We start from the raw sequence: 21,482 nt of genomic DNA on the forward strand, positions 1-21,482 counted from the left end.
AACAGTTTGGTACTAAATGTAACCCTTTTTCTTTTCCCTCTTGCCCGCCAAATTCCATCAAAGCGACCCGCATTACTCGCGGTATACCTGACGGTATGACGAATGTTGCGATGACCTAAATAGTCTTGAATCAATCGAGTATCGACGCCATTATCCGCTAATGCGTATCCACATGAATGACGCAACATGTGCGGATTCGCGCAAATCGCAATTTCTGCCTTGATACTTGTGTTCCTGATGATTTTATAGAACTGCTGTCGGGATAAAGGCTCTCCGGTACGGGAGATAAACAGCCACTCACTCTTGCCGAATTTCTCAAATTTCTTACGTATAGTCAGCCATTTACGTATTAATTGAATTTCCCGTGATATCATGGGATGAATAGTGGAAAAACCATTTTTCAAACGATTAACGCTCAAACTACGATCACGAAGATCGACATCAGACAGACGTAATCCCAATAATTCAGAAACGCGAAAACCATGAATAAAGCCCATAAAAAGCATGCAGATATTACGTTCTGCATTGGCACCTTTTTCCAATTCAGCCAATAGCTGCTCAATTTCAGAATGAGTTAAATATTTACGTTTTAGCATAATGTATTACTCTCTGTGGTAGTTGGTTATCTTATAATTAAAGTTATTCATGGAGATAAAAATATCGAAGTGAATTATTGATTTAAAAAATAAAATCCATTCAAAATAGCTCCATAAAACATAACTCTTAACATGGTCATAGGAAACACATAGTAAACCATGAACTTATTTTTATATAAACTAAAAATCATCTTATTTTCCCATTGAAAATAAATACAATATATCTATAAGATCAGAGCTATTTATGTATTAAAGTTATCTTTCTTATTACCCCTTATAAAATCATTACAAAATCTCTCAATTAAATAAGCATGCAAAATATTATAATGATGTGCTGATGAGACAGGTTATATCCAATGGATTTCGAATTACCGCGCGACGGCAAGAGAACGAGTCCCCGGCCACCGTATGTTTATAAAAACGGTGGCCGGGGTGAGTGAGTACAGACAACAAAGCTGTAGTAAGAGCTGTAGTAAGAATTTAGTCAGATTATGTTTTCTTTGATATCACACTTCTGCCATCGGTTTTAGTCTGGCCGTGAAATGGCGCAAAATCGGTGGTTCATAAGTAAACGTTAATCCTCTGATATCAGCCGCACGCTGTTTTAACGCAATAAAAGCATCAACAACATAATCCATATGATCATTGGTATAGACACGACGGGGGATCGCCAATCTCATCAGTTCCATCGGTGATTCTTTCTGTTCACCTGTTTCTGGATCACGCCCTAATAATAAAGAACCAATTTCCACACTTCTGATACCCGCTTCCAGATATAATTCGTTGTTCAATGCGTGAGCGGGGAATTGGTCGCTGGGAATATGCGGTAAAAGCAATTTTGCATCCACAAAGACAGCATGGCCTCCGACCGGGTATTGAATAGGAATTCCCGCTTTTTTTAGCTGTTCACCCAAATAAGTCACCTGATTAATACGATAGGATAGAAAATCCTCATCCATTCCCTCTTCCAGACCTATTGCCAATGCTTCCATATCACGCCCGGCTAGCCCACCATAAGTCACAAACCCTTCCATTGGAATACAACGAATACGCACTTCATTAAACAATTCTTCATCATCACGAAAACAACACAATCCTCCGATATTCACCATCGGATCTTTCTTCGCTGACATCGTCAACATATCACCATATTGATACATTTCTTTGACGATCTCTTTGATGGATTTATTTTCGTAACCTTTTTCCCTTTGCTTAATAAACCAGGCATTTTCACAAAAGCGGGCTGAATCAATCACAACCGGAATATCATGTTGCTTTGCTATTTCATATACCGCCTTCATATTAGCGAGAGAAACAGGTTGTCCTCCCGTACTATTGCACGTGACGGTTGTTATAATAGCGACAATATTATCCGCACCATTTTCTTTGATAACCTGCTTGAGTGCCTCAATATCAAAGTTACCTTTCCAATCGTAATAATTGCAGGTATCGAAGGCTTTATTTGTGACGACATTGACCGCTTTGGCACCATTTAATTCCACATGTGCCATTGTTGTATCAAAATGAAAATTAGAAATGAATACAGGAGACTTGGCACCGCCTTTTGATTTTTTACGGGCAATCAGAGTAGGAAATAAAATCTGCTCTGCGCCACGTCCCTGATGAGTAGGAATCGTATATTCGTAACCAATCAGTTCTCGGACTTTATCCACTAAATGATAATAGTTTCTTGATCCCGCATAAGCCTCATCTCCCATCATCATGCCCGCCCATTGATGATTGCTCATTGCTCCTGTGCCAGAATCAGTCAATAGATCAATATAAACCATATCCGAGGGCAGCAGAAATGGGTTATATCCCGCAACTTCCAATGCGGCTTCACGCTCAATACGGTTTGTCATACGAATATTTTCTACCATTTTAATGCGAAAAGGTTCTGGTATACGCTTCATTTTAATTTTCCATTCAAAAAACAACAATAATAATAATAATGCAATAATAACCACATCACACAGCAATAAATATCTCTGGCATTTTTTCAGAAGAAAAGGAAATACGCTGTCACACCTGAATGCAACGCTAAAAATAACTTCCTGAGAAATAAAAAAGGAGATTAGATAGGAAAAGGTGGTAATATCCTATAGCCAATATTATATTTTATTTGAAAAAATATTTTCATAACATCAGCCAAAAATTCACACACTGATCCCACATCCTATTAATGCATATAAGGCGAACTTATACAGCAGTAAAATTTTACTGGCTATGTGGATCCACGATTAAAGGTACATAACACATAAAAATATTTACCCATCAAAAAAATACCAAGGGAAACAATCATCCATGAAAAAACACATTTCATAAATAACAAAAATTAAACTGTAACAAATAAATTTAATCACACTACAAAACAATATAAATAAAATTCACATATAATACATTGCGTTAAAAGAAATATAATTCCATTCAACTTTAAGTTATGCTTTTATATTTAAGTTAATATGGATATTTGCAGAATGATTGTACAGTTGTATTTTAACAAGACCATTAAGAATGGATAAATATCCAGTGATTTTTTGCGAATCACTTCGCAAAGAGTAACATTGTCGATGGCATACCAGACAATTAAACGCTAGGGTAGATATCGAGTTAACCAATTAATGCGATACAAATGAAAAACACATGTGAATTCGCGGTGCAGTGCGGGCGAAGTGCTGATAAAGTATCGCGGCATATCCCAATAACACAAGGAACGTACAAATGAGTCTTCATGTTTCATTCCGCCATACTGACATTGATATACCAGAACTTAGACTTAATGGCAGTACACTCAGCAATGCTGGGTTTGCAGCAAATGAGTTATTTCATATCTCACAATTTTCCAATGGGGTCATTATTTCTCTTGTTGAACCCAATGTGGATTTAGTTAGTTTGATCAATGAAGTGGAAGATAACCCTTATGAAGGGATCGACAGCATCCGTGAAAATGGTGAACTTTATATTGCTGGTGATTGGTTAACGCTCAGTAAGCTAATAGAACAACCTATTAACATCGAAATTGAACCAGGCAAGATTATTCTTAAACCCAAATTGATGGAAATGCTGGCTTAGAGCTTATCTCAACAGGCGTTTATTATTGCAGGCCGTTTGAACACGGACTGTGCGCAGAAACCAGAGCGTATATATAACGTACTAAACAAAAATTACTAAACACAAAGCATTAAACATAGCACGTAAAGACTTCCGGCACAGCCCACCTTAATTCGCTATGGCAATTCAAATCTTAAATCCATGGAGATAAATCTATTTTCCGCCAGCCAAATCAATGAAATTGCCCGTCACATACGATGATTCATCAGATAATAACCATGCGATGGCCTGAGCAACTTCTTCCGGTTGTCCGCCTCGTTTCATGGGCAACAAATCTTTGATGCGATCAACCCGTCCCGGCTTTCCGCCATGACGAAAAGCCATCAATATATTAATACCAAGACCAGTATATTAACTTAACAGTATTTATATTTATAAAAACCATTTATAAAATGCCATAAATTACTTTGACTCGGTTCAAGATAAAAATACCCTCTATCATGTTTAGTAAAACCCATTTTCAAGTATGCCGGAACGCTTTCTGGTAATGGATGAAGCATTAGTTTTCCATCCTTCCCTGCCAGTTGTGATTCGTTTACTGCTTGTTCCATTAGAATAATGCCACAATTTCTAACACCACAATGAGTTGCTATAAACTCCACTTCAGGTAACTTAGGGTCAACTAAATTAGAGTCAGATAAGTTTTTAAGGCTCAATTGTAATCCCCCTATAGGAACACCACCAAAATAAACAATAAAAAATAATCTATCATTGTTTTCTTTAGCTCTTCCCATATAATCTTCGGCATGCTCCTTTATATCAGAAAAAATATGACGCGCATTCATATATCTTTCTCTCCATATTATCTGGTTAGAATCAAGTTGAACATCAAGTCGGTCATTAAAATCACAAAAACCCCATTCCTCCGTCATGCTTTTCATTAAAATCCTATCAATTTTTTTGACTGCTTCTGATGCACTAACTTTTTCTACTGTGATCAATGCATTGACATTAAAAACAGTTTTTCTAATATCCGAAGTAGATTTAGAACGGGATAACGAATTAAATGATAATGGCTGATTAGTAAAAGATTTTGACCTGAACATCGCATTCTTCTCCATATAAATATAATCAATAATTCTTTACGGTATAACAAAGATTTAATTGACATCGCTTATTTTTTAATAATTTAAATTATCATCATAAATAAAATAACTTTATAAATTATTAAATCCAAATGTTACAGTAGACAGGTTTCCTCCGGAAAATAACGTAAGCAGTAATACAAGGCACTGGCAAGAATCAAGTCTATACTCCTACTTTCCATCTGCGCTTACCACCTTGCCTCACCTATTCATTACTCAGTCTGGAAAGTATCTGATTTTCCTTATATACCCACCATCTTTACATATAAAAAACCAAAATAAGACAACTTTTGAAATATAAACACACCATGAGTTAAATTTGTAATCATATCATTCAATACTATACTCCAAACTGCAAGAGTAGATTTCGGGTTTAAGTACTCTAACCAGAGGACATATATGATGAAAAGCTTGAAGTTATCAGTTGCAGCATTACTGGTGTTGTTTTCAAGTGCAGCACTTGCAGCGCCTGCGGTATCAACCTCAGCCGAAACGGCTCCAAAAACAGTAACGGCAGTAGAACATAACGTTAAGGTAGCAAAAAACAAAGTTAACTCTCTAGAGAAGAAAGTAACCAAAAAAGCAAAAAGTCAAAAAGCATCAAAGAAGAAAAATAAAAATAAATCGGTAAAAAAAGGGGCTAATACGGCTCTTTGTAAAGACGGGTCTTATAGCAAGAGTAAATCTCATAAGGGTGCTTGCTCTCGCCACGGTGGTGTTGCTAAATGGCTGTAAAGTTTAGTTGATTTTATCATTATAATTAGGGGGCATTAGCTCCCTAATTATTTTCTGATAGTAGCCATATTTATTTAACAGAATTAAATAGTATTTTTATATACTCCATTTTTCTCTATTAGAAACAAAAAATATCTGATGATTTAGATTGCTTTCCATTCCGATTACTTTCCATAATGAAATCCCTCAGACTGATGCTCGCTGTAATGTATTTTACTAAGTGCCAGATAATTAATGCTTTTATTTATCGATTAACAAGCATTTGAAAAATTCAGTCTACTTATTCCGTTTTTAATCAAAAAAATCAGAGTGTATTAGGTTTTGCTCAACAGTATTTATCATTCGTTGACAGTCTTTCTAATCTGGATGATAAAAAATAAAACATAACTAATAGTAATACATTGTATTACTACTCCAGCTAATCAAACATTAATAAACAAGAAAAACCAATAATTATATTTAGATAATAAACAACTTGATAATTACAAAGATGCCATCAATTGATGGCCCTATCTAAAAGGTAATAGAGATCAAAGTAAAAAACAAAATAATCAACATATTAAGTTAATAATCTCAAAAACAAAAAAACAGAAAAAAACCAAAAACCAGACAAAAAATGATTAAAACAACACGGTGAACCGATAAAAACATAATAATAATTACACTAATTTACGATTAAACATAAAAAATATAGATATTTGTCAGTAGGGTGCTAACATTCGTTACAGAAACGAATCTTATGAATGACGAATAGCAGTAGCCATATATTGTTTGCTCTGCTAATATTCGTTTGTTTTTTATCCAGAGTAATAAAACGAGGAGAAGCAAATGCCCTCTCGAATGATGAGGACAACTGCGGTCTTCGCTTTCTTTATCTCATTAATCTTTACCGGTCTGAGCTATGCCTCGACCAGTACCTCCAAAATGAAAGAGTATTCTCACAATGGCATTCAGATCGATTTGCCTGACTTGCGAAAATACCCTTCAGGTACACCTCGAAAGAAAGCGTTTTTAAATATTGTTGTCCCTGTAATTGATCGCCATAATCAAAAGATTATGCAAGACCGCAAATGGCTCCTGTCACACCAGAAAATTCATCAATGGTCTGTACAGGATATCAATCGACTGAAAAAGATCTGCATGGATTACAAAATGACCTGCAACTCACCAAAACAGGTCAATTGGAATAAATTACTAAGTCGGGTTGATATTATACCGACGCACTTTGTTGTCACTCAGGCAGTAGCAGAATCCGGCTGGGGCACGTCAGAACTGGCCCAGAAAAACAATAACCTGTTTGGTATGCGTTGTGCCTCATGCGGCAAAACCAAAGGAAAAATCAAAGGTTATTCTGTTTACCATACTATTGATGATTCTGTTATTGCCTACATAAAAAATCTGAATACGCACCGTGCCTATGAGTCACTACGCTCTTCACGGGCAACACAGAGGACAACACAAAAGCCTCTGAATACCAGCAAACTGATCGATAACCTCAATGGTTATTCCGAACTGGGTGCTAATTATAACCGCTATTTACATCGCGTATTTAATGGCAATAAAGAGCTAATTTCACAGGTACAGGAACTGGCCAGACAATAAATCACCTGTGTGATACTCCCCTTATAATCCACTTTGTATTAATTACAAGGTGGATTATTTTTATTACCCTCCCTTATATTATCTATTGTAAATATAGGTAAACTCCATACTATAATGTACGCCAGAATTACATTCCTTCTCCCAACAATAAATGGTTAGTCAGAGCCTAATATGAATTTCTTTTCTTTTGAGTTTCTTGGATCGTTTGTTATTCTGCTTCTTATCTACTGGCTTTTGCAAAAAGCCCCCAAGCTACAGAATGGCTTATTAGTATTTGTTAGTTATTTATTTATCTTCTCTTTTTCAGCGAAATTCGCCTACATTTTATTCTCCTATACCCTGTTTATTTACTTTTTGGCGAATATTTCCAGCCGTTATTTATCCAACAAGATAATCTTTACTCTCCTGACATGTGGGATTCTAGGTTGTTTTACTGCCTTCAAATATTATTCTTTCTTCCAAGAGGCAATTCAGCAGTCGTTAGCTAATGTCGGATTCACCGTGGAGCTGCCTGTTCTTGAATTACTGATGCCGTTAGGCTTGTCATTCTATGCGTTCCATTCGGTCAGCTATGTAGTCTCCGTGTGTAAAAAAGAAATATCACCCGCTCCACTACACGATGTTATTTTGTATCTTTGTTTTTTCCCCAGCATTGTCGCCGGACCGATCAATCGAGCCAAAGATTTCCTGCCACAGATTCAGGTTTCATCCAGAATTATACTGGAGCCATTAAAAGCGCTGTTATTGATCGCACTCGCCATCGCAAAACTCTTTTTACTCAGTTCAACGCTGTCTGAATATTTTGTTAATCCTGTTTTTGAAGATCCGACCAGCCATCATGCCGGACAAGTCCTCGTAGCGATTTATGCTTACGCCTGGAATATCTACTTTAATTTTTCCGGCTATACCGACCTTGTCACTGGTATTGCTCTGCTATTGGGTTTCAAAGTACCAAGAAATTTTGATGCGCCTTATCTTGCCGAAAACTTGCAGGTATTTTGGCAGCGTTGGCATATCAGCCTGTCAACATTTATCCGTGATTATGTCTATATTCCACTGGGTGGTAATAAAAAAGGGACTTTTCGCAAAAACCTGAACTTATTCACTGCCATGGTAATATCCGGTCTGTGGCACGGTGCCGGCCTCAGCTTTCTTCTCTGGGGAGCGCTTCATGGCTTAGGTTTAATTCTACAAAATATTAAAAATGCGCTGTTTCCTGCTACAAAAAAACACAATGAAACTAAGGATAAAAATGCTATTTCATTATTTTTATCCCGTGTGATGACATTTCATTTCGTTTGCTTTGCATGGGTCTTTTTCCGTAGCCCAACCTTTGATGACGCCCTGACTGTATTAAATCAACTGTTTTCAGGCGATGTCTTCACGGCTATGTTATCCAGCTTCTCATTATTAATCGCTTTTTGGGCATTCTTTATCCTCTATCCGTGGCTGGTGAATCTCAGACATAAAATGGAAAAAAACTATAATCTGATTTCCTGGGTCTATTATCCTATTCCACTAGCCCTGATCCTTACTTTGATATTTATGTTGTCACCTTCTGGAATGCCGGGATTTATCTATGCCAACTTCTGAATTTATATCTAATCTTAAAAAAGTCGGGCAAATTATTTGTGCTGTTACTTTGACCAGTTTAATGCTTATCTGGCTGAATCAAAGTTCGTTGGATAATTTCTGGCAACAGAAATATCACCGCAATAGCCCTTGGACATTCCTGAAAGGAGAACCATTGTGGGATTTAGGTAATAATATTCAGCAAGGCACAATAGCTGCCAGCGAGATATTTATGGTATATGCAAGGGGCAAATATCAGGATAATCCATCACAGTCCAGTCATATTGAGGGGAATCGAGTTGTGTTTCCCCTTGAATTTCAAGTCGGCCTGCACTTTCTTGAAGGTTATGTCTATCCAATAGAAAACCGTGCTTTCACATTTCCTGAGCTTCTGCAAAGAAATATTAAGCTTGTTCAGTCCCCGTCAATCCAAAATGGCTCAATACAAACTTCCGCTATTGAAGTGATTCAAAAAATTCATGTCAGTCTGGGTACAAAAGATAAGGTGTTATTTGCCGGCGATTCGATGATGCAGGGAGTTGCTCCGCATTTGAAACGTCAGCTTTATCAGGAATATGGTATTTCCAGTATTAATTTAAGTAAGCAAAGTACAGGGTTGTCTTATCCCGGATTCTTTGATTGGCCAAAAACCATCAGCAATGCGTTAAGAGACAATCCGGAGATTAAATTAGTTGTGATATTTTTAGGCCCGAATGATCCGTGGGATATGCCAGTAAAACGCGGGGGCACTTACTTGAAATTCGCCAGTGAAGATTGGGAAAGTCTTTATCGCCAACGAATTGAAACTATTTTAAATGATGCGCGCCAGCATCAAGTGGATATTATTTGGGTTGGCCCACCTAATATGCGTCAGAAAAAACTCTCCGACAACATGGTTTATCTCAATAAGTTGTATCAAACCGAAGTAGAAAAAATGGGTGAGATCTATGTTGCCGTTAATGATATGTTCAAATATCAATCAGAGAATTATTCAGACTATATTGGTGATGGCAGTAGTACAATAAAACTCCGAAGTGGTGACGGTATTCATTTCAGTCTGAATGGGCAAAAAACCATTGCGGATTATCTATTTTCATTAATTACATTTATTCAGGAGCCCGCTAAAGAAGATGCAACCATTTAGAATGTTCCGTCAATTTTATCGGATCATGGGTGCAGGTCTGGTTATCGTGCTTGCTATGAGCCTATTATCATGCAAAGGGGAAAAGTCCGGGCCTTCAGCAGAACTTCCGGGAACGCAAACACATCGTCTGCAACAATTGACGGACTTTGGTGATCCCAATTTAACGCTATTGGCAGATAAATTGCGTCACAGCGATACTCGTCAGCTTCATTTTGTGCAACTGGGTGATTCACACACCGCAGCCGATTTTTTTACCGGAAAATGGCGTAGCTTATTGCAGAGTCGTTATGGCGATGCCGGCCCGGGTTTTATTCCCCCGATGAGCATTCCTGGTCAGCGTAATGCCATTGTGAAATTCACCGAAGATAAAACAGGTTGGTGGCTTTCAAGCAGCCGGAAGGATAATCGGGCAGATTACCCGCTGGGTGGATTTATTGCCGTTCCGGAAAATGCCAACAGCATGATAAAAATCGATGCTTCTTCTGTCCGTGACAAGTACTGGCTGCGTGCGCTCTATCAATCCCATGAACCCACCGAAATCAAAACGTCGTTTGCCACAATGAATTTACCTGCGACACAAAGTGAGTGGCGTTTCTCACCGGAGCAGAGCGTCCGTTTCCCGATGAATCTCTACCCACAGGATACACGATTGAAAATAGGCGGCTGGCTGATAAAACGCCAGAATCCCGGCATCATGTTATCCGCGCTGGGGATGAATGGCGCGACCATTAATATGCTGGATAAATGGCAACCGCAGTGGATTGATACACTGGCTCAATTGAAGCCGGATGTGGTGATCCTGGCTTACGGCACCAATGAAGCCTTTAACGATTCACTGAATCTGGCAACGTATCAGGAAGAGCTGACGTCCAAAGTGCAAAGCATTCGCAAGACAATTCCTCAAGCCGTTATCCTGCTGATTGGGCCGGGTGACTTACTGAAAAATAAAACCGCAACAAGCTGTGGGGAGCAACAACCCGGCCAGCTTAATGACGTGATTCAGATCCAGCAAGCCGTCGCCGAAAAACAGCACACTTTATTCTGGGATTGGCGGGAATATATGGGCGGGCCATGTTCAGTCAGGGGATGGGAACAGCAAAACCTCGCTCGTCCTGATTATGTCCACCTTTCCGCTACTGGCTACGAACGTAGCGCTGAAGCACTTTATAAACAGTTTATTGGCTTGGTTGAGCGGTAGTCAAACGTAAAAAGAAGCATGTTGAGGGATGCTCTATACCCCATGAATTTCAAGATGCGGTGAGCGTAGCCAACAAAGCAGCAACTTGAAAGACGACGGGTATACATGCTTCTTTTTTTATTTTACTTTTTTATTTTACTTTTTTATTTTACTTAGTGCAGAGTACGCTTTAAAAAAACGTTAATGCATTACAGCATTGCAAAATAAATCATGCCGACAATCGCCCCAGTTGTTCCGAGAATGGTTTCCATCATCGTCCATGTTTTCAGGGTCTGTGCTTCTGTCGCGCCGGTAAATTTACCAAACAGCCAGAAACCGGAATCGTTCACATGGCTCAGAACTAAAGAGCCGCCAGCAATACATACGGATAGCGCCGCCATTTGCGCACCGGAATAACCCAGTTCACCGATGACAGGCAGGACTAATCCCACCGTGGTCAAACATGCCACCGTTGCCGAACCTTGAATGACACGCACCGCTCCCGCCAGAATAAAACATGCCAGAGCGATTGGCAGACCAGCACCAACCAACGCATTACCTAATGCAGGCCCGACACCGGAATCAACCAGAATTTGTTTGAAGACTCCACCCGCTCCTGTCACCAGCAAGATAATCCCTGCCGGTTGGATGGCTGCCGAGCAGACATCCATCACTTTCTCCCTGCTCATGCCCCGACGAATAGCCAGCCCATAAATAGCCACCAAACATGCGATCAAAATCGCAGTGAAAGGATGGCCGATAAACTCCAGCCAATGGTATAGCGTTGATTGCGGATCAACAAAACGGGCGCCAATGGTTTTCAGGCCCACCAATATCAGCGGGAACAGCACCAGCGCCAGACTGAAACCAAAGGAAGGCATCTGGCTTTTACCAATGCTTGGTGTGCTCAGATCTTTTGGTAAATCCAGTGTCACATATTTGCTGATAAAGTTACCGTATATCGGGCCAGCCAATAACATGCCCGGGATTGCCGCGCTCAGGCCAATCAGGATCATCCATCCAAAGTCCGCTCCCATCTGGGATGCCAGCAGCATCGGTGTCGGCCCCGGAACCAAAAATGCGGCGGCGGCCGCAACACCCGCAAACAGTGGGATCGTCAATTTCACGACATTGCCGTTTGTACGACGGGCAACAGCAAATGCCACGCCAATCAACAGCACGACTGCCACATCAAAAAACAGAGGCAATGCACAAATCAGCCCAGCGATCCCCAGTGCATAATTCGCCCGTTTTTCACCAAAATTGCTCAGCAATTTCACGGCAATCTGGTCAAGGGCCCCTGTTTCATGCAGGATCTTGCCAAACATCGCCCCCAGCGCCACAACCACGGCGAGGAAGCCCAATGTACCCGCCATACCGTTTTGCATGGTTTGGGTGATTTCTTCCAACGGCATACCAGAAAAAATCCCCGCCCCCATTGAAACCAGCATCAGGGCAATAAAAGCATGCATTCTGGCTTTCATCACCAGAAACAATAACAGAAGAACAGAGCCAACGGCGGTCAGAACCAGAGTTAAGGTACTCATTGATGTCCCTCGTTAATGCAGTCAGTGGTTTTTATTGTGTGATCAGTCGTTTTAATTGTGAGATCAACAGATCGAATGGTGTTTTTGATGACTTCATCAAGAGCTGGTTTGATATCAATGTGATGAACATCTTTTTCATCACAGCCTGGTTCTTCCAATGTCTCAAATTGTGAAATCAGCATCTGTGGTTTAAAGAAGTGTCCTTTGCGCGCTTTCAGGCGGCTTTCGATTAAATCAAAATCCCCTTTCATATAGAGAAAAGAGAGATTTTTATTACCTTCACGCAATATGTCCCGATAATTTTTTTTCAAGGCGGAGCATACGAGCAGAGAGACATGATTGGTACGCTGCATAGCAAAAATGGCATCATTAAGTGCTTTCAGCCACGGTTGGCGGTCGTCATCATTCAGGGCCTGTCCTTGTGCCATTTTCGTAATATTGGCGCGGGGATGAAGAAAGTCCCCATCAAGAAATGCAGCGCCCAGTTCACGGGCAATACCACTGGCAACCGCAGATTTACCGCTGCCGGATACCCCCATCAATACAAAAACATGGTTTAGCTGCTGGGTATCGCTCATATAAAACTCCTTTATATAAATCTTACTGCCCGGCTATATTTGTGGCTTCACTGCAAGATTTTGCGATGGCGTCGTATCAAACAACGCCCAACAAAATATAGCCAACAAAAATGTTACCGGTAACTTATTACCAGTAACATTAGCAGTAGCGCAGGATAATGAGCAATCAATCAGGATCGCTAAAAAAGGAAAATGTGAGGTTTATCGCAATTGAAGATGGGAAAGCATCATTTTGATCTACAAAATTTAAACACTTTCATCCCCTAAACACGTCTGCCCCTTAAACGCTTTCACCCAATGAAAGAGTAAATCCAACATCAATGAGAGTTTGTGTCAGCTTTTCACCCTTTAAACGGGCGAGCAAAGCTTCTGCAGATTTACGCCCCATCAGGTCACGGGGAGTCAGCACACTGGCAAGTTTTGGCGTCATTACCTGACCAATATCATGACCATGGAAGCCAGCTACAGCAATATCTTCCGGTACTTTGATGCCCTGACGCTGACACTCAAAAATCGCACCGATTGCAATATCGTCATTCGTGCAAAACAGGCCATCAGTTTCAGGATATTTCTGGCAGGTTTCCTGTAAAAGCTGTGCGCCCAAAGAATAGGATGAACTGACCGGTGTCATCATTTTTCTTGGTTGAAGGCCGGAACTGCGCATCGCCATTTCAAACCCTTGCAAACGGATCAGCGTCCGTTCATCTTGTCGGGCACCAAAGTAGACCACGTTCTGACAACCGCGCTCAATCATCGCCATCGTCATCTGGCGCGCAGCCTCAAAGTTATCAATCCCCACCGCGATATCAATGCAGGGCGATACACTGTCCATCAGCTCAACGACGGGAATACCCGCTGTCTGCAACACCTTCAATGTCTTGGGGGTATGTGCACGCTCCGCCAGAATCAGGCCATCAATATTGTAAGAAAGCAGAGAAAGCAAACGCTCTTCTTCTTTCTGGGCAGAGTAACCATAATGCGCCAGCATGGTCTGATATCCATTGCGATCAGTAATATGTTCGATCCCGCGAATAACTTCCGCAAAAACCTGATTGGTCAGTGAAGGAAGCAAAACGCCTATTGCACGACTGGTAGAATTAGAAAGAATATCCGGTACACGATTGGGAATGTAACCCAGTTGATCCACAGCTTCAGCGATCCGTTTTCCCAGAGCTTCAGAAACCTGATCCGGATTACGTAAAAATCGGCTGACCGTCATTTTAGTGACCCCAACGAGGTTCGCAACATCTTGTAAAGCTGGTCTTTTTTTCTTCATTTTCACTGTAGTGTAATCAATTATCGAAACAAACGGATAGATAAAATAGATAGATAATTCGCGGTTTTAACATATCTATATACCATAACAACACGCTTTTTAGCTAAAAATGCCAACACACGCTCATCTCATTAACCTATAGGGTGCGAAACTGTGATGATTTACACACGCCTGAGCGAATCCCGATAAATAATCCGGGGTGTAAATGCAGGGTGCTGTGTGTCTGGTTCGAGCAGTAAGCGCGTCGCGAAACGCGCCATGTCAGTGATGGGAAAATGAACACTGGTCAGCGCCGGATGAATAAATGCCGCCCGTTCGCCGCTGTCATAACAGATAATAGAGATATCTTCCGGAATACTCAGACCCTGCTCAGTTATCGCCAGCAGTCCGCCGAGTGCCATTTCTTCACTACAGAAAAACAGGGCATCAGGCTGAGATGCTGCCAAAATAGTCCGGGTTTGCCGGTAACCACTTTGCAGATCATACTCACCCTCCAGACAGGCTATGGGTTGTAATCCCGCATCCTGCATGGCATCCCAGAATCCCTGACGGCGCTGTTGGCTTGGATGACGGGTTAAAGGGCCGCTGACGCAGGCTATCCGGGTATGTCCATGCTCAATCAATGTCTGGGTAGCAAGGTAACCCGCACGATGGTGATCAAAGACAACACAACGTTGCTCCAATCCTGTGACCAACCGATCCAACAGCACGAAAGAACGTCCGCCATTTGCAAGTTGTCTCAATTTCTCATCGCAGATGGCACGAACATGCAGGATTATGCCATTACAGCGCAGGCTGTGCAGATGAGAAATGGCCTGCCATTCATTCTCTGCGCTGTTTTTTCCCTGTGTGACCAGAAGCTGCCTGCCATGCAATTCTGCTTCTGTCTGGATGCTATCCATCAAAGCACCGAAAAAACCACCACGGTAAGACGTCGTCACCAATCCCAGCGTATGGCTCTGACTGGATGCCAGCTCACGTGCCGCCAAATTGGGGCTGTATCCCAATTCCACAATGGCACTCTCTACTTTCGCGCGGGTTGCCGCCCTGACATTTTTATCTCCGTTGACAACCCGTGATACCGTGGCGCGGGAAACGCCAGAGTAAGCCGCCACATCTTCCAGTGTTACCATGCTTTTTCCTTGTCATTCCAATCAACCGATTCCTGTTTACTGAAACTGTGGCAAATACATTCGATTGATATCCAATACCTCATTCAATAACGCTGAATCCAGTGCAGCATCAGCAATTAAGGGGTGCGTTACCAACGCCAGCAAGGCAGCTTTCCTATCACCATGAACCGCAGCTTCAATCGTCAAACGCTCAAACGTTTTTACTTGCTGTGTCAAAGCCAACATACTGTCCGGTAAGTGACCAAATGCCAGAGGGTGTGCGCCTTGAGCATCAACAATACAGTTGGTTTCAATCACTGCATCATCCGGCAAGCCATGAATGGCTCCGCGATTCATCGTATTCACAACTAACTGTGTCCCAAGATTATTGTGGATCGCGGAAATTAATTCCAATGCAACTTCAGAATAGAACGATCCCCCGCGAAAACGTAGTTGATCCGGCTTGTGATCCAGCGCTGGATCAGCATACAGCCGGAATAATTCCCGCTCCACTTGCATCACTTGTTCTGCCCTTGTGCCCTTGCTGGCCGCACTCTCTTTCTCTTCCTGCACCATTTTGCCAGTCTGGTAGAAGTAACGATGATAAGGACAAGGGATCGCCCCCAATGCCCGCAAAAATTCCGGCGGCCAAGGTTCTTCCTTGATGTTGTTCATCGTCAGCTCTGCGCCATTGCACAGCAATTCCATCACACGCGCCGTTTCATCCTTACCCTTTACCAATACCTGATGCGCCCAGACCATATGGTTAAGACCCGCAAAGCGCAACGTCACATCCTGATAAGGTTGCTGCAACATATTGGCTATCATGTGATGCATGGAAACAGGCACATTACATAGTCCGATGATCTTGGCCCTGCTGTAGCGGGCTACTGCTTCTGTCACAACTCCCGCAGGATTCGTGAAATTGATGATCCAAGCGTCCGGTGCCAAGCGTTCAACTTTACGGGCAATTTCCAGCAAGACAGGTATTGTGCGCAATGCCTTGGCAAATCCCCCCACACCCGTCGTCTCTTGCCCGAGCAGGCCATATTTCAATCCCAGACGCTCATCAGCGGCACGGGCCGGAAGTTGCCCGACACGCAACTGAGTCAGGACAAAATCAGCGCCATTGATCGCCTCATCCAGCGAATAATGCACACTGACAGCAATACCCTGCAATCCGTAATGATCGAGCATACGACGCGTCAATCCGGCAATGATCTCCACCTTTTCCCGCCCGGCTTCCACATCCACCAACGCCAGCTCAGAAAGTGGGATCATATGCTTACGCTGAATAATACCTTCTACCAATTCAGGCGTATAACTACTGCCACCGCCAATAACGGCTATTTTGATCGGTTTCATCTCTGCCTCTTCTTATAATCTATACTTTCTGACGCTCAATTGGCGGCAGACGCTGATAAAGATCGATGATGTTATTGGCAAGATCCTGAATCACCATTGCATTCATCAAATGATCCTGAGCATGAACCGTGATTAGATTGATGGATAATTTGCCGCACCCTTCATCCAATCCAATCAGCTTCGTCTGGATAACATGGGCTGCACGAGTTTCCTGCCGGGACTCTTCCATCAATACTTCGGCTTGCTGAAAATTACCCTCTTTTGCCTGTTGTAATGCCATTAATGCGTTGCTGCGCGCGCTGCCAGAATGCACCAATAACGCAATGATTTGTTGTTCAAAATCCTGCTGTTTCAAATCTTGTTTTCCCGAATCAATAGGCACTTTTCATCCCCTTATGTCATGAGCTGTTATAGGCATCGTTACGATTGAGCCGCAGATTCAGCCAAACCTTTTGCCTGCTGCTCTTCCGCTAAAAGCTGTTTTTCATACGCCTTGAAGAAGGGATACCAAATCAGCAAATCAATCACCATCAACAATCCGACCAGCACGAACGCACGATAGTCCCAAGCGGCAGAAATCAATGCACCTATCGGCGCTGGCGCAGTCCACGGCGCAATGGCAACCATCTTCTGCACCAAATCCAGATGCAATGCACCATAAGCCAGTACCGCATTGACCAGCGGCACAATCAGCAACGGGATTAATAGAGTCGGATTCATGACGACCGGAGAGCCAAACAGCAACGGTTCATTGATATTGAACATGGCGGGCACAACGCTCAGTTTTCCAATGGTTTTCAAATGAATTGAGCGGCTGCGCAGATAGAGAAACGCCAATACCAACGTCGAGCCAGAACCGCCGATACAGACATAAAAAGACCAATAAGGCGCAGTCAGGATTTGAGTGGTTGCCATTCCCTGCGTCATCAAAGCGGCATTGGCGGCGATATTGGCCATAAAAATGGGATTAAGCAGCCCGGTGACAATATTGTCACCGTGAATTCCGGCAAACCACAGTAAATTAGCGATCAACACCAGTAACATAATGGCAGGCAGCGTATCCCCGACAGCAATCAATGGTTGGAATATCTGCATTACGGCGGCGGGAAGCAACAGATCAAATTCACTTTGCAGTAACAGGCTGATGGGATAAACCGTCAGCAAAATACCAATAACGGGATACAGCAACTCAAAAGAGCGGGCAATGGCAGGTGGAACCTGAGAGGGCATACGAATGGCGATATTGTACTTCTTAAGTAACCGAATCAACTCGACCGACCAAATCGCACAGATCAATGCGGTGAATACTCCGGCTCCTCCCAGAAAATCGAGCGGCATTTTGTTGTCGACCTGCGGTGCCGCAGCCAGCAAAAATGCCATCAGGGATAATAACGAAGAGGTCAACCCATCCAGCCCATAAGACTTTGCCAGACTATAGGCTGTTCCGATGGAGACAAAAACACTCATCAATCCCATTGTCATAAAGAAAGGCATCGTGATTGTTGCCCAGTGGGTTTTGGCAAACGTCAGCCACGCCTGACCAAAGGAAGATGAGGTTTGGGCATCAAAAGGCGGATTTGCCACAATCAGCATAATACTGCCAATAATCAGAAAGGGCATGGCTGAAATAAAACCATCACGTATCGCAATAATATGCCGCTGGCTGCCAATTTTTCCGGCAATTGGGGCAATATGACTTTCTACGATGCGTGTCAGAGAAGTATAAATACTCATAAATCCACTCCATCTGGCAAAATAGTTACTCCAGCAGGCTTAAGGCATGATCCAGTACCTTATCCCCCCGAAGCGCACCGTAGTCCAACATATCAATCAAGCTGATGGGTTTACCCAATGGTTCAGCCAGTGCAGTAAACCGGGCAAGTTCATAACGAATTTGTGGCCCGATCAAAATCACATCCGCTTCATGGATACAGGCTTCCAATTCCAGAGCGGGAATGGCCCTGATATCTATATCCAACTCACGTTTTCCGGCTTCCGACTGCATACGCTGCACCAACATGCTGGTGGACATTCCTGCCGCACAACACAATAGAATGGTTTTCATAATTTTATTCTCTTTATTGTTATTTCACTTATGTTGGATCTCATTCAACCAAAATGAGAGCGCTCTCATTTGAGTTAAGGCTAACAGGTTATTTTGCGATTGCTGCGATGGGAGTCTCATAATCTGATCAGAAAATTGCGCTTTTTAATCGAGATGATAATTCAGATGGGTGTTTAATTATGCATTAAAGACAAGGCGGTTCCCCGTTCTGATACGGAAAAGCTTAACCTATCACATTAAATCGCAATTCCCCTTCCAGCTCTTCTTCTGCTTCTTCAAACAGCAGCACTAACGCTGAAAAGCGGGCTCGTTTCTGCGGCGTTAAGTGGATAAAATTAATCTCAGCCGGCAACTCAATATCTCCCGTTACTGCATCCCATAACGCGTCTAAGTTGTCACCAAAACCCTCTCCAAGATCGAAACACGCTTTGAATTCACGATAGAAAATGGCTAAATCAGGAATTTGGTTAAAATCGAATTCTACCTTTTTCATCTCATTACTCCAGTCGGGTGAAGTTGTTGTAGTGATCAACCGTCAGGTAAATAAGGCCATCATCAGAATAGAGTAATCGATCACTTCCTCGGCGCCCGCATCGGTAATTTACATCCGCTTCGAACCAGTGACGATCAGACTCTGTAGGCAATTTATTCTCACGATTGGAGAAACGATCACCGCCAATTGCCCGACCCGGCAAAACTTCACATAAGTTACCTTTGCGAGCATTCCAACCCTGACGATGGGCCTGTTTCTTCGTAATGTAATAGTCCGGCAATTTATGGTGTTGGCGAAGGTAATCTGCAACCCGATCCTGTTCGGTCAGAACATCAATCTGCTGACCAGATTGCCCTGAAACAGCGGGGTTTTGTGATGCAGTGTCTGTGTCAAACGGGATAGAGCCTTTGGTAAAGACGATATACACAATTGCCAGAATTAATAATAATGCAGCCGTCAGTATGCGCTTTTTCATGATGACCTCCAGCTATACCCGCCGTCTTTCAGGTTACAGCTTGATTGGCCGCAACCTGAAATCTATCGGGCATACCTGTGTTGATTAATAAATAATCAGGCAGTTCCGCCAACGGTCAAATTATCCAGCTTCAAGGTTGGCTGACCGACACCCACGGGTACACTTTGGCCTTCCTTACCACATACTCCGACACCTTTGTCGAGCGCCAAATCATTTCCAACCATCGAAATCTGCTGCATAGCTTCGATGCCGGAGCCGATCAGGGTTGCGCCTTTCACTGGTTTGGTAATTTTACCCTTTTCAATCAAATAGGCTTCTGATGTTGAGAAAACGAACTTACCGGAAGTGATATCCACCTGACCGCCACCGAAATTCGGGGCATACAGGCCACGTTCCACACTGGCGATAATGTCTTCCGGTGTAGAGTTCCCCGCCAGCATATAGGTATTCGTCATGCGTGGCATAGGCAAGTGTGCATAAGATTCACGGCGGCCATTACCCGTCGGAGCCACTCCCATCAAACGAGCGTTGAGTTTGTCCTGCATGTATCCTTTCAGGATGCCATTCTCAATCAGCACATTGTATTGCCCCGGAACACCTTCATCATCAATGGCCAGTGAGCCTCGGCGTCCTTCAATTGTGCCATCATCCACCACGGTGCATAGTTCAGAAGCGACTTTCTGCCCAATCTGACCAGAGAAGACAGAAGTACCGCGACGGTTAAAATCACCTTCCAATCCGTGTCCGACGGCTTCATGCAGCAAAACACCCGGCCAGCCGGCACCCAGTACCACAGGCATCATTCCCGCCGGTGCCGCAACTGCCGACAGGTTGATCAGCGCCATGCGCACGGCTTCACGGGCAAATTGTTCTGCCAGAACCTGACCGTCTTCGGTTTGCAGGAAGTATTCGTAGCCGTAACGAGCACCACCACCACTGCCACCACGCTCACGCTTGCCGTCTTCTTCCACCAGTACACTGACTGAAAGACGTACTAACGGGCGTATATCTGCGGCCAGTGTGCCATCGGTTGCAGCCACCAGCACTTGCTCATAAACGCCTGTCAGACTGGCGTTAACTTCCTGCACCCGGCGATCTTCCGCACGGGCGATTTGATCAACCCGATGCAACAAGGCAATTTTGTCTTCCCGGCTCATGCTCTGCAAAGGATCGATCGCCGGATAGAGAGCCTTATGTGTCACAGCACCCAGCGTATGCGCAGTACCATTGCCAATTTCCCGTACAATGCTGCGGGCGGCGTGAGCACTTTGCTGTAGCGCATTCAACGTGATTTGATCTGCATAGGCAAAACCTGTTTTTTCGCCGCTAACCGCACGAACACCGACGCCCTGATCGATATTATAGGAGCCATCTTTAATTATGCGGTCTTCCAATACCCATGTTTCATGGTAACTAGATTGGAAATAGAGATCGGCATAGTCCAGATGACGCTCCGCCAATTGGCCCAGAACGGAGAATAAGTCTTGCTGATTCAGATTATTAGCAGCCAGCAAATGTTCACTGACATAAGTTAAACTCATAGTGATTA

The 21,482-nt window shown here is 43.0% G+C and carries 21 protein-coding genes; 6 read left to right on the plus strand and 15 right to left on the minus strand.

Features of this window, described 5'->3' with window-relative positions; translation table 11 throughout:
- Positions 1 to 596, minus strand: a 596-nt coding sequence (locus FE394_RS15205; protein ID WP_319927210.1) for a tyrosine-type DNA invertase, incomplete at its 3' end; no start/stop codon positions are given.
- Between the two features lie 506 nt (positions 597 to 1,102).
- Positions 1,103 to 2,509, minus strand: coding sequence for a tryptophanase (tnaA, locus tag FE394_RS15210; protein WP_319927211.1), 1,407 nt, complete (start codon positions 2,507 to 2,509; stop codon positions 1,103 to 1,105).
- 808 nt (positions 2,510 to 3,317) lie between these two features.
- On the opposite strand from tnaA, the gene FE394_RS15215 reads away from it, so the two are divergent.
- Positions 3,318 to 3,668 (plus strand): SymE family type I addiction module toxin, encoded by a 351-nt coding sequence (locus tag FE394_RS15215; protein ID WP_319927212.1) that lies wholly within the window; start codon positions 3,318 to 3,320, stop codon positions 3,666 to 3,668.
- 192 nt (positions 3,669 to 3,860) lie between these two features.
- Here the strand turns inward: FE394_RS15215 and FE394_RS15220 are convergent, their stop codons facing one another.
- Together FE394_RS15220 and FE394_RS15225 are read right to left on the minus strand one after the other, a co-directional pair.
- Positions 3,861 to 4,031 carry an SDR family oxidoreductase gene (locus FE394_RS15220; protein WP_319927213.1) on the minus strand — a complete coding sequence of 57 codons (171 nt, stop codon included), beginning with the start codon at positions 4,029 to 4,031 and terminating at the stop codon, positions 3,861 to 3,863.
- A gap of 32 nt (positions 4,032 to 4,063) precedes the next feature.
- Complete coding sequence (locus FE394_RS15225; protein WP_319927214.1) at positions 4,064 to 4,768, minus strand: hypothetical protein; 705 nt, start codon at positions 4,766 to 4,768, stop codon at positions 4,064 to 4,066.
- A gap of 423 nt (positions 4,769 to 5,191) precedes the next feature.
- Here FE394_RS15225 and FE394_RS15230 point away from each other — a divergent pair, with 423 nt between their 5' ends.
- The 5 genes from FE394_RS15230 (at position 5,192) to FE394_RS15250 (ending at position 11,043) form a co-directional block, all read left to right on the plus strand.
- Entirely contained in the window at positions 5,192 to 5,527 is a 336-nt protein-coding gene (locus FE394_RS15230) for a DUF3761 domain-containing protein (RefSeq protein WP_319927215.1), read from the plus strand.
- 828 nt (positions 5,528 to 6,355) lie between these two features.
- Complete coding sequence (locus FE394_RS15235; RefSeq protein WP_319927216.1) at positions 6,356 to 7,129, plus strand: protein bax; 774 nt, start codon at positions 6,356 to 6,358, stop codon at positions 7,127 to 7,129.
- A gap of 171 nt (positions 7,130 to 7,300) precedes the next feature.
- Positions 7,301 to 8,722 (plus strand): MBOAT family O-acyltransferase, encoded by a 1,422-nt coding sequence (locus FE394_RS15240; protein ID WP_319927217.1) that lies wholly within the window; start codon positions 7,301 to 7,303, stop codon positions 8,720 to 8,722.
- Complete coding sequence (locus tag FE394_RS15245; RefSeq protein ID WP_319927218.1) at positions 8,709 to 9,845, plus strand: SGNH/GDSL hydrolase family protein; 1,137 nt, start codon at positions 8,709 to 8,711, stop codon at positions 9,843 to 9,845. The genes FE394_RS15240 and FE394_RS15245 overlap by 14 nt, the downstream gene beginning before the upstream one ends.
- Positions 9,832 to 11,043, plus strand: coding sequence for an SGNH/GDSL hydrolase family protein (locus tag FE394_RS15250; protein WP_319927219.1), 1,212 nt, complete (start codon positions 9,832 to 9,834; stop codon positions 11,041 to 11,043). The genes FE394_RS15245 and FE394_RS15250 overlap by 14 nt, the downstream gene beginning before the upstream one ends.
- Before the next feature lie 188 nt (positions 11,044 to 11,231).
- On the opposite strand, the gene gntU is transcribed toward FE394_RS15250, so the two are convergent.
- The 11 genes from gntU to tldD form a co-directional block, all read right to left on the minus strand.
- Positions 11,232 to 12,569: a gluconate transporter gene (gene gntU / locus FE394_RS15255; RefSeq protein ID WP_319927220.1), complete on the minus strand. Its 1,338-nt coding sequence runs from the start codon at positions 12,567 to 12,569 to the stop codon at positions 11,232 to 11,234.
- The gene (gene gntK, locus FE394_RS15260; RefSeq protein ID WP_319927221.1) at positions 12,566 to 13,147 is read right to left on the minus strand and encodes a gluconokinase; all 582 of its coding nucleotides are present in this window, start codon (positions 13,145 to 13,147) and stop codon (positions 12,566 to 12,568) included. Before gntK ends, gntU begins: the two co-directional genes overlap by 4 nt.
- A 280-nt stretch (positions 13,148 to 13,427) precedes the next feature.
- Complete coding sequence (gntR, locus tag FE394_RS15265; protein ID WP_319927222.1) at positions 13,428 to 14,423, minus strand: gluconate operon transcriptional repressor GntR; 996 nt, start codon at positions 14,421 to 14,423, stop codon at positions 13,428 to 13,430.
- A 161-nt stretch (positions 14,424 to 14,584) separates the two neighbouring features.
- The gene (locus FE394_RS15270; RefSeq protein WP_319927223.1) at positions 14,585 to 15,556 is read right to left on the minus strand and encodes a LacI family DNA-binding transcriptional regulator; all 972 of its coding nucleotides are present in this window, start codon (positions 15,554 to 15,556) and stop codon (positions 14,585 to 14,587) included.
- Between the two features lie 36 nt (positions 15,557 to 15,592).
- Complete coding sequence (locus FE394_RS15275; RefSeq protein ID WP_319927224.1) at positions 15,593 to 16,900, minus strand: 6-phospho-beta-glucosidase; 1,308 nt, start codon at positions 16,898 to 16,900, stop codon at positions 15,593 to 15,595.
- A gap of 19 nt (positions 16,901 to 16,919) precedes the next feature.
- On the minus strand, positions 16,920 to 17,282 hold the full coding sequence (locus FE394_RS15280; protein WP_319927225.1) for a PTS lactose/cellobiose transporter subunit IIA: 363 nt from the start codon (positions 17,280 to 17,282) through the stop codon (positions 16,920 to 16,922).
- 38 nt (positions 17,283 to 17,320) lie between these two features.
- On the minus strand, positions 17,321 to 18,634 hold the full coding sequence (locus FE394_RS15285; RefSeq protein ID WP_319927226.1) for a PTS sugar transporter subunit IIC: 1,314 nt from the start codon (positions 18,632 to 18,634) through the stop codon (positions 17,321 to 17,323).
- A gap of 25 nt (positions 18,635 to 18,659) precedes the next feature.
- A complete protein-coding gene (locus tag FE394_RS15290; protein ID WP_319927227.1) occupies positions 18,660 to 18,965 on the minus strand; it encodes a PTS sugar transporter subunit IIB in 306 nt (101 codons plus the stop codon).
- Positions 18,966 to 19,188: 223 nt separating this feature from the next.
- On the minus strand, positions 19,189 to 19,458 hold the full coding sequence (locus FE394_RS15295) for a barstar family protein (protein WP_319927228.1): 270 nt from the start codon (positions 19,456 to 19,458) through the stop codon (positions 19,189 to 19,191).
- Between the two features lie 4 nt (positions 19,459 to 19,462).
- Entirely contained in the window at positions 19,463 to 19,933 is a 471-nt protein-coding gene (locus FE394_RS15300) for a ribonuclease domain-containing protein (RefSeq protein WP_319927229.1), read from the minus strand.
- Positions 19,934 to 20,028: 95 nt separating this feature from the next.
- Positions 20,029 to 21,474, minus strand: a complete 1,446-nt coding sequence (gene tldD / locus FE394_RS15305) for a metalloprotease TldD (protein WP_319927230.1) — start codon at positions 21,472 to 21,474, stop codon at positions 20,029 to 20,031.
- Between the last annotated feature and the right edge of the window lie 8 nt (positions 21,475 to 21,482).

Source organism: Xenorhabdus littoralis (assembly GCF_033949345.1).
GTDB classification, from domain to species: domain Bacteria; phylum Pseudomonadota; class Gammaproteobacteria; order Enterobacterales; family Enterobacteriaceae; genus Xenorhabdus; species Xenorhabdus littoralis.

Coding starts and splice junctions, on each gene's coding strand:
- tnaA (WP_319927211.1), bottom strand. CDS start 2,509: ATGAAGCGTATACCAGAACCTTTTCGCATTAAAATGGTAGAAAATATT.
- FE394_RS15215 (WP_319927212.1), top strand. CDS start 3,318: ATGAGTCTTCATGTTTCATTCCGCCATACTGACATTGATATACCAGAA.
- FE394_RS15220 (WP_319927213.1), bottom strand. CDS start 4,031: ATGGCTTTTCGTCATGGCGGAAAGCCGGGACGGGTTGATCGCATCAAA.
- FE394_RS15225 (WP_319927214.1), bottom strand. CDS start 4,768: ATGGAGAAGAATGCGATGTTCAGGTCAAAATCTTTTACTAATCAGCCA.
- FE394_RS15230 (WP_319927215.1), top strand. CDS start 5,192: ATGATGAAAAGCTTGAAGTTATCAGTTGCAGCATTACTGGTGTTGTTT.
- FE394_RS15235 (WP_319927216.1), top strand. CDS start 6,356: ATGCCCTCTCGAATGATGAGGACAACTGCGGTCTTCGCTTTCTTTATC.
- FE394_RS15240 (WP_319927217.1), top strand. CDS start 7,301: ATGAATTTCTTTTCTTTTGAGTTTCTTGGATCGTTTGTTATTCTGCTT.
- FE394_RS15245 (WP_319927218.1), top strand. CDS start 8,709: ATGCCAACTTCTGAATTTATATCTAATCTTAAAAAAGTCGGGCAAATT.
- FE394_RS15250 (WP_319927219.1), top strand. CDS start 9,832: ATGCAACCATTTAGAATGTTCCGTCAATTTTATCGGATCATGGGTGCA.
- gntU (WP_319927220.1), bottom strand. CDS start 12,569: ATGAGTACCTTAACTCTGGTTCTGACCGCCGTTGGCTCTGTTCTTCTG.
- gntK (WP_319927221.1), bottom strand. CDS start 13,147: ATGAGCGATACCCAGCAGCTAAACCATGTTTTTGTATTGATGGGGGTA.
- gntR (WP_319927222.1), bottom strand. CDS start 14,423: ATGAAGAAAAAAAGACCAGCTTTACAAGATGTTGCGAACCTCGTTGGG.
- FE394_RS15270 (WP_319927223.1), bottom strand. CDS start 15,556: ATGGTAACACTGGAAGATGTGGCGGCTTACTCTGGCGTTTCCCGCGCC.
- FE394_RS15275 (WP_319927224.1), bottom strand. CDS start 16,900: ATGAAACCGATCAAAATAGCCGTTATTGGCGGTGGCAGTAGTTATACG.
- FE394_RS15285 (WP_319927226.1), bottom strand. CDS start 18,634: ATGAGTATTTATACTTCTCTGACACGCATCGTAGAAAGTCATATTGCC.
- FE394_RS15290 (WP_319927227.1), bottom strand. CDS start 18,965: ATGAAAACCATTCTATTGTGTTGTGCGGCAGGAATGTCCACCAGCATG.
- FE394_RS15295 (WP_319927228.1), bottom strand. CDS start 19,458: ATGAAAAAGGTAGAATTCGATTTTAACCAAATTCCTGATTTAGCCATT.
- FE394_RS15300 (WP_319927229.1), bottom strand. CDS start 19,933: ATGAAAAAGCGCATACTGACGGCTGCATTATTATTAATTCTGGCAATT.
- tldD (WP_319927230.1), bottom strand. CDS start 21,474: ATGAGTTTAACTTATGTCAGTGAACATTTGCTGGCTGCTAATAATCTG.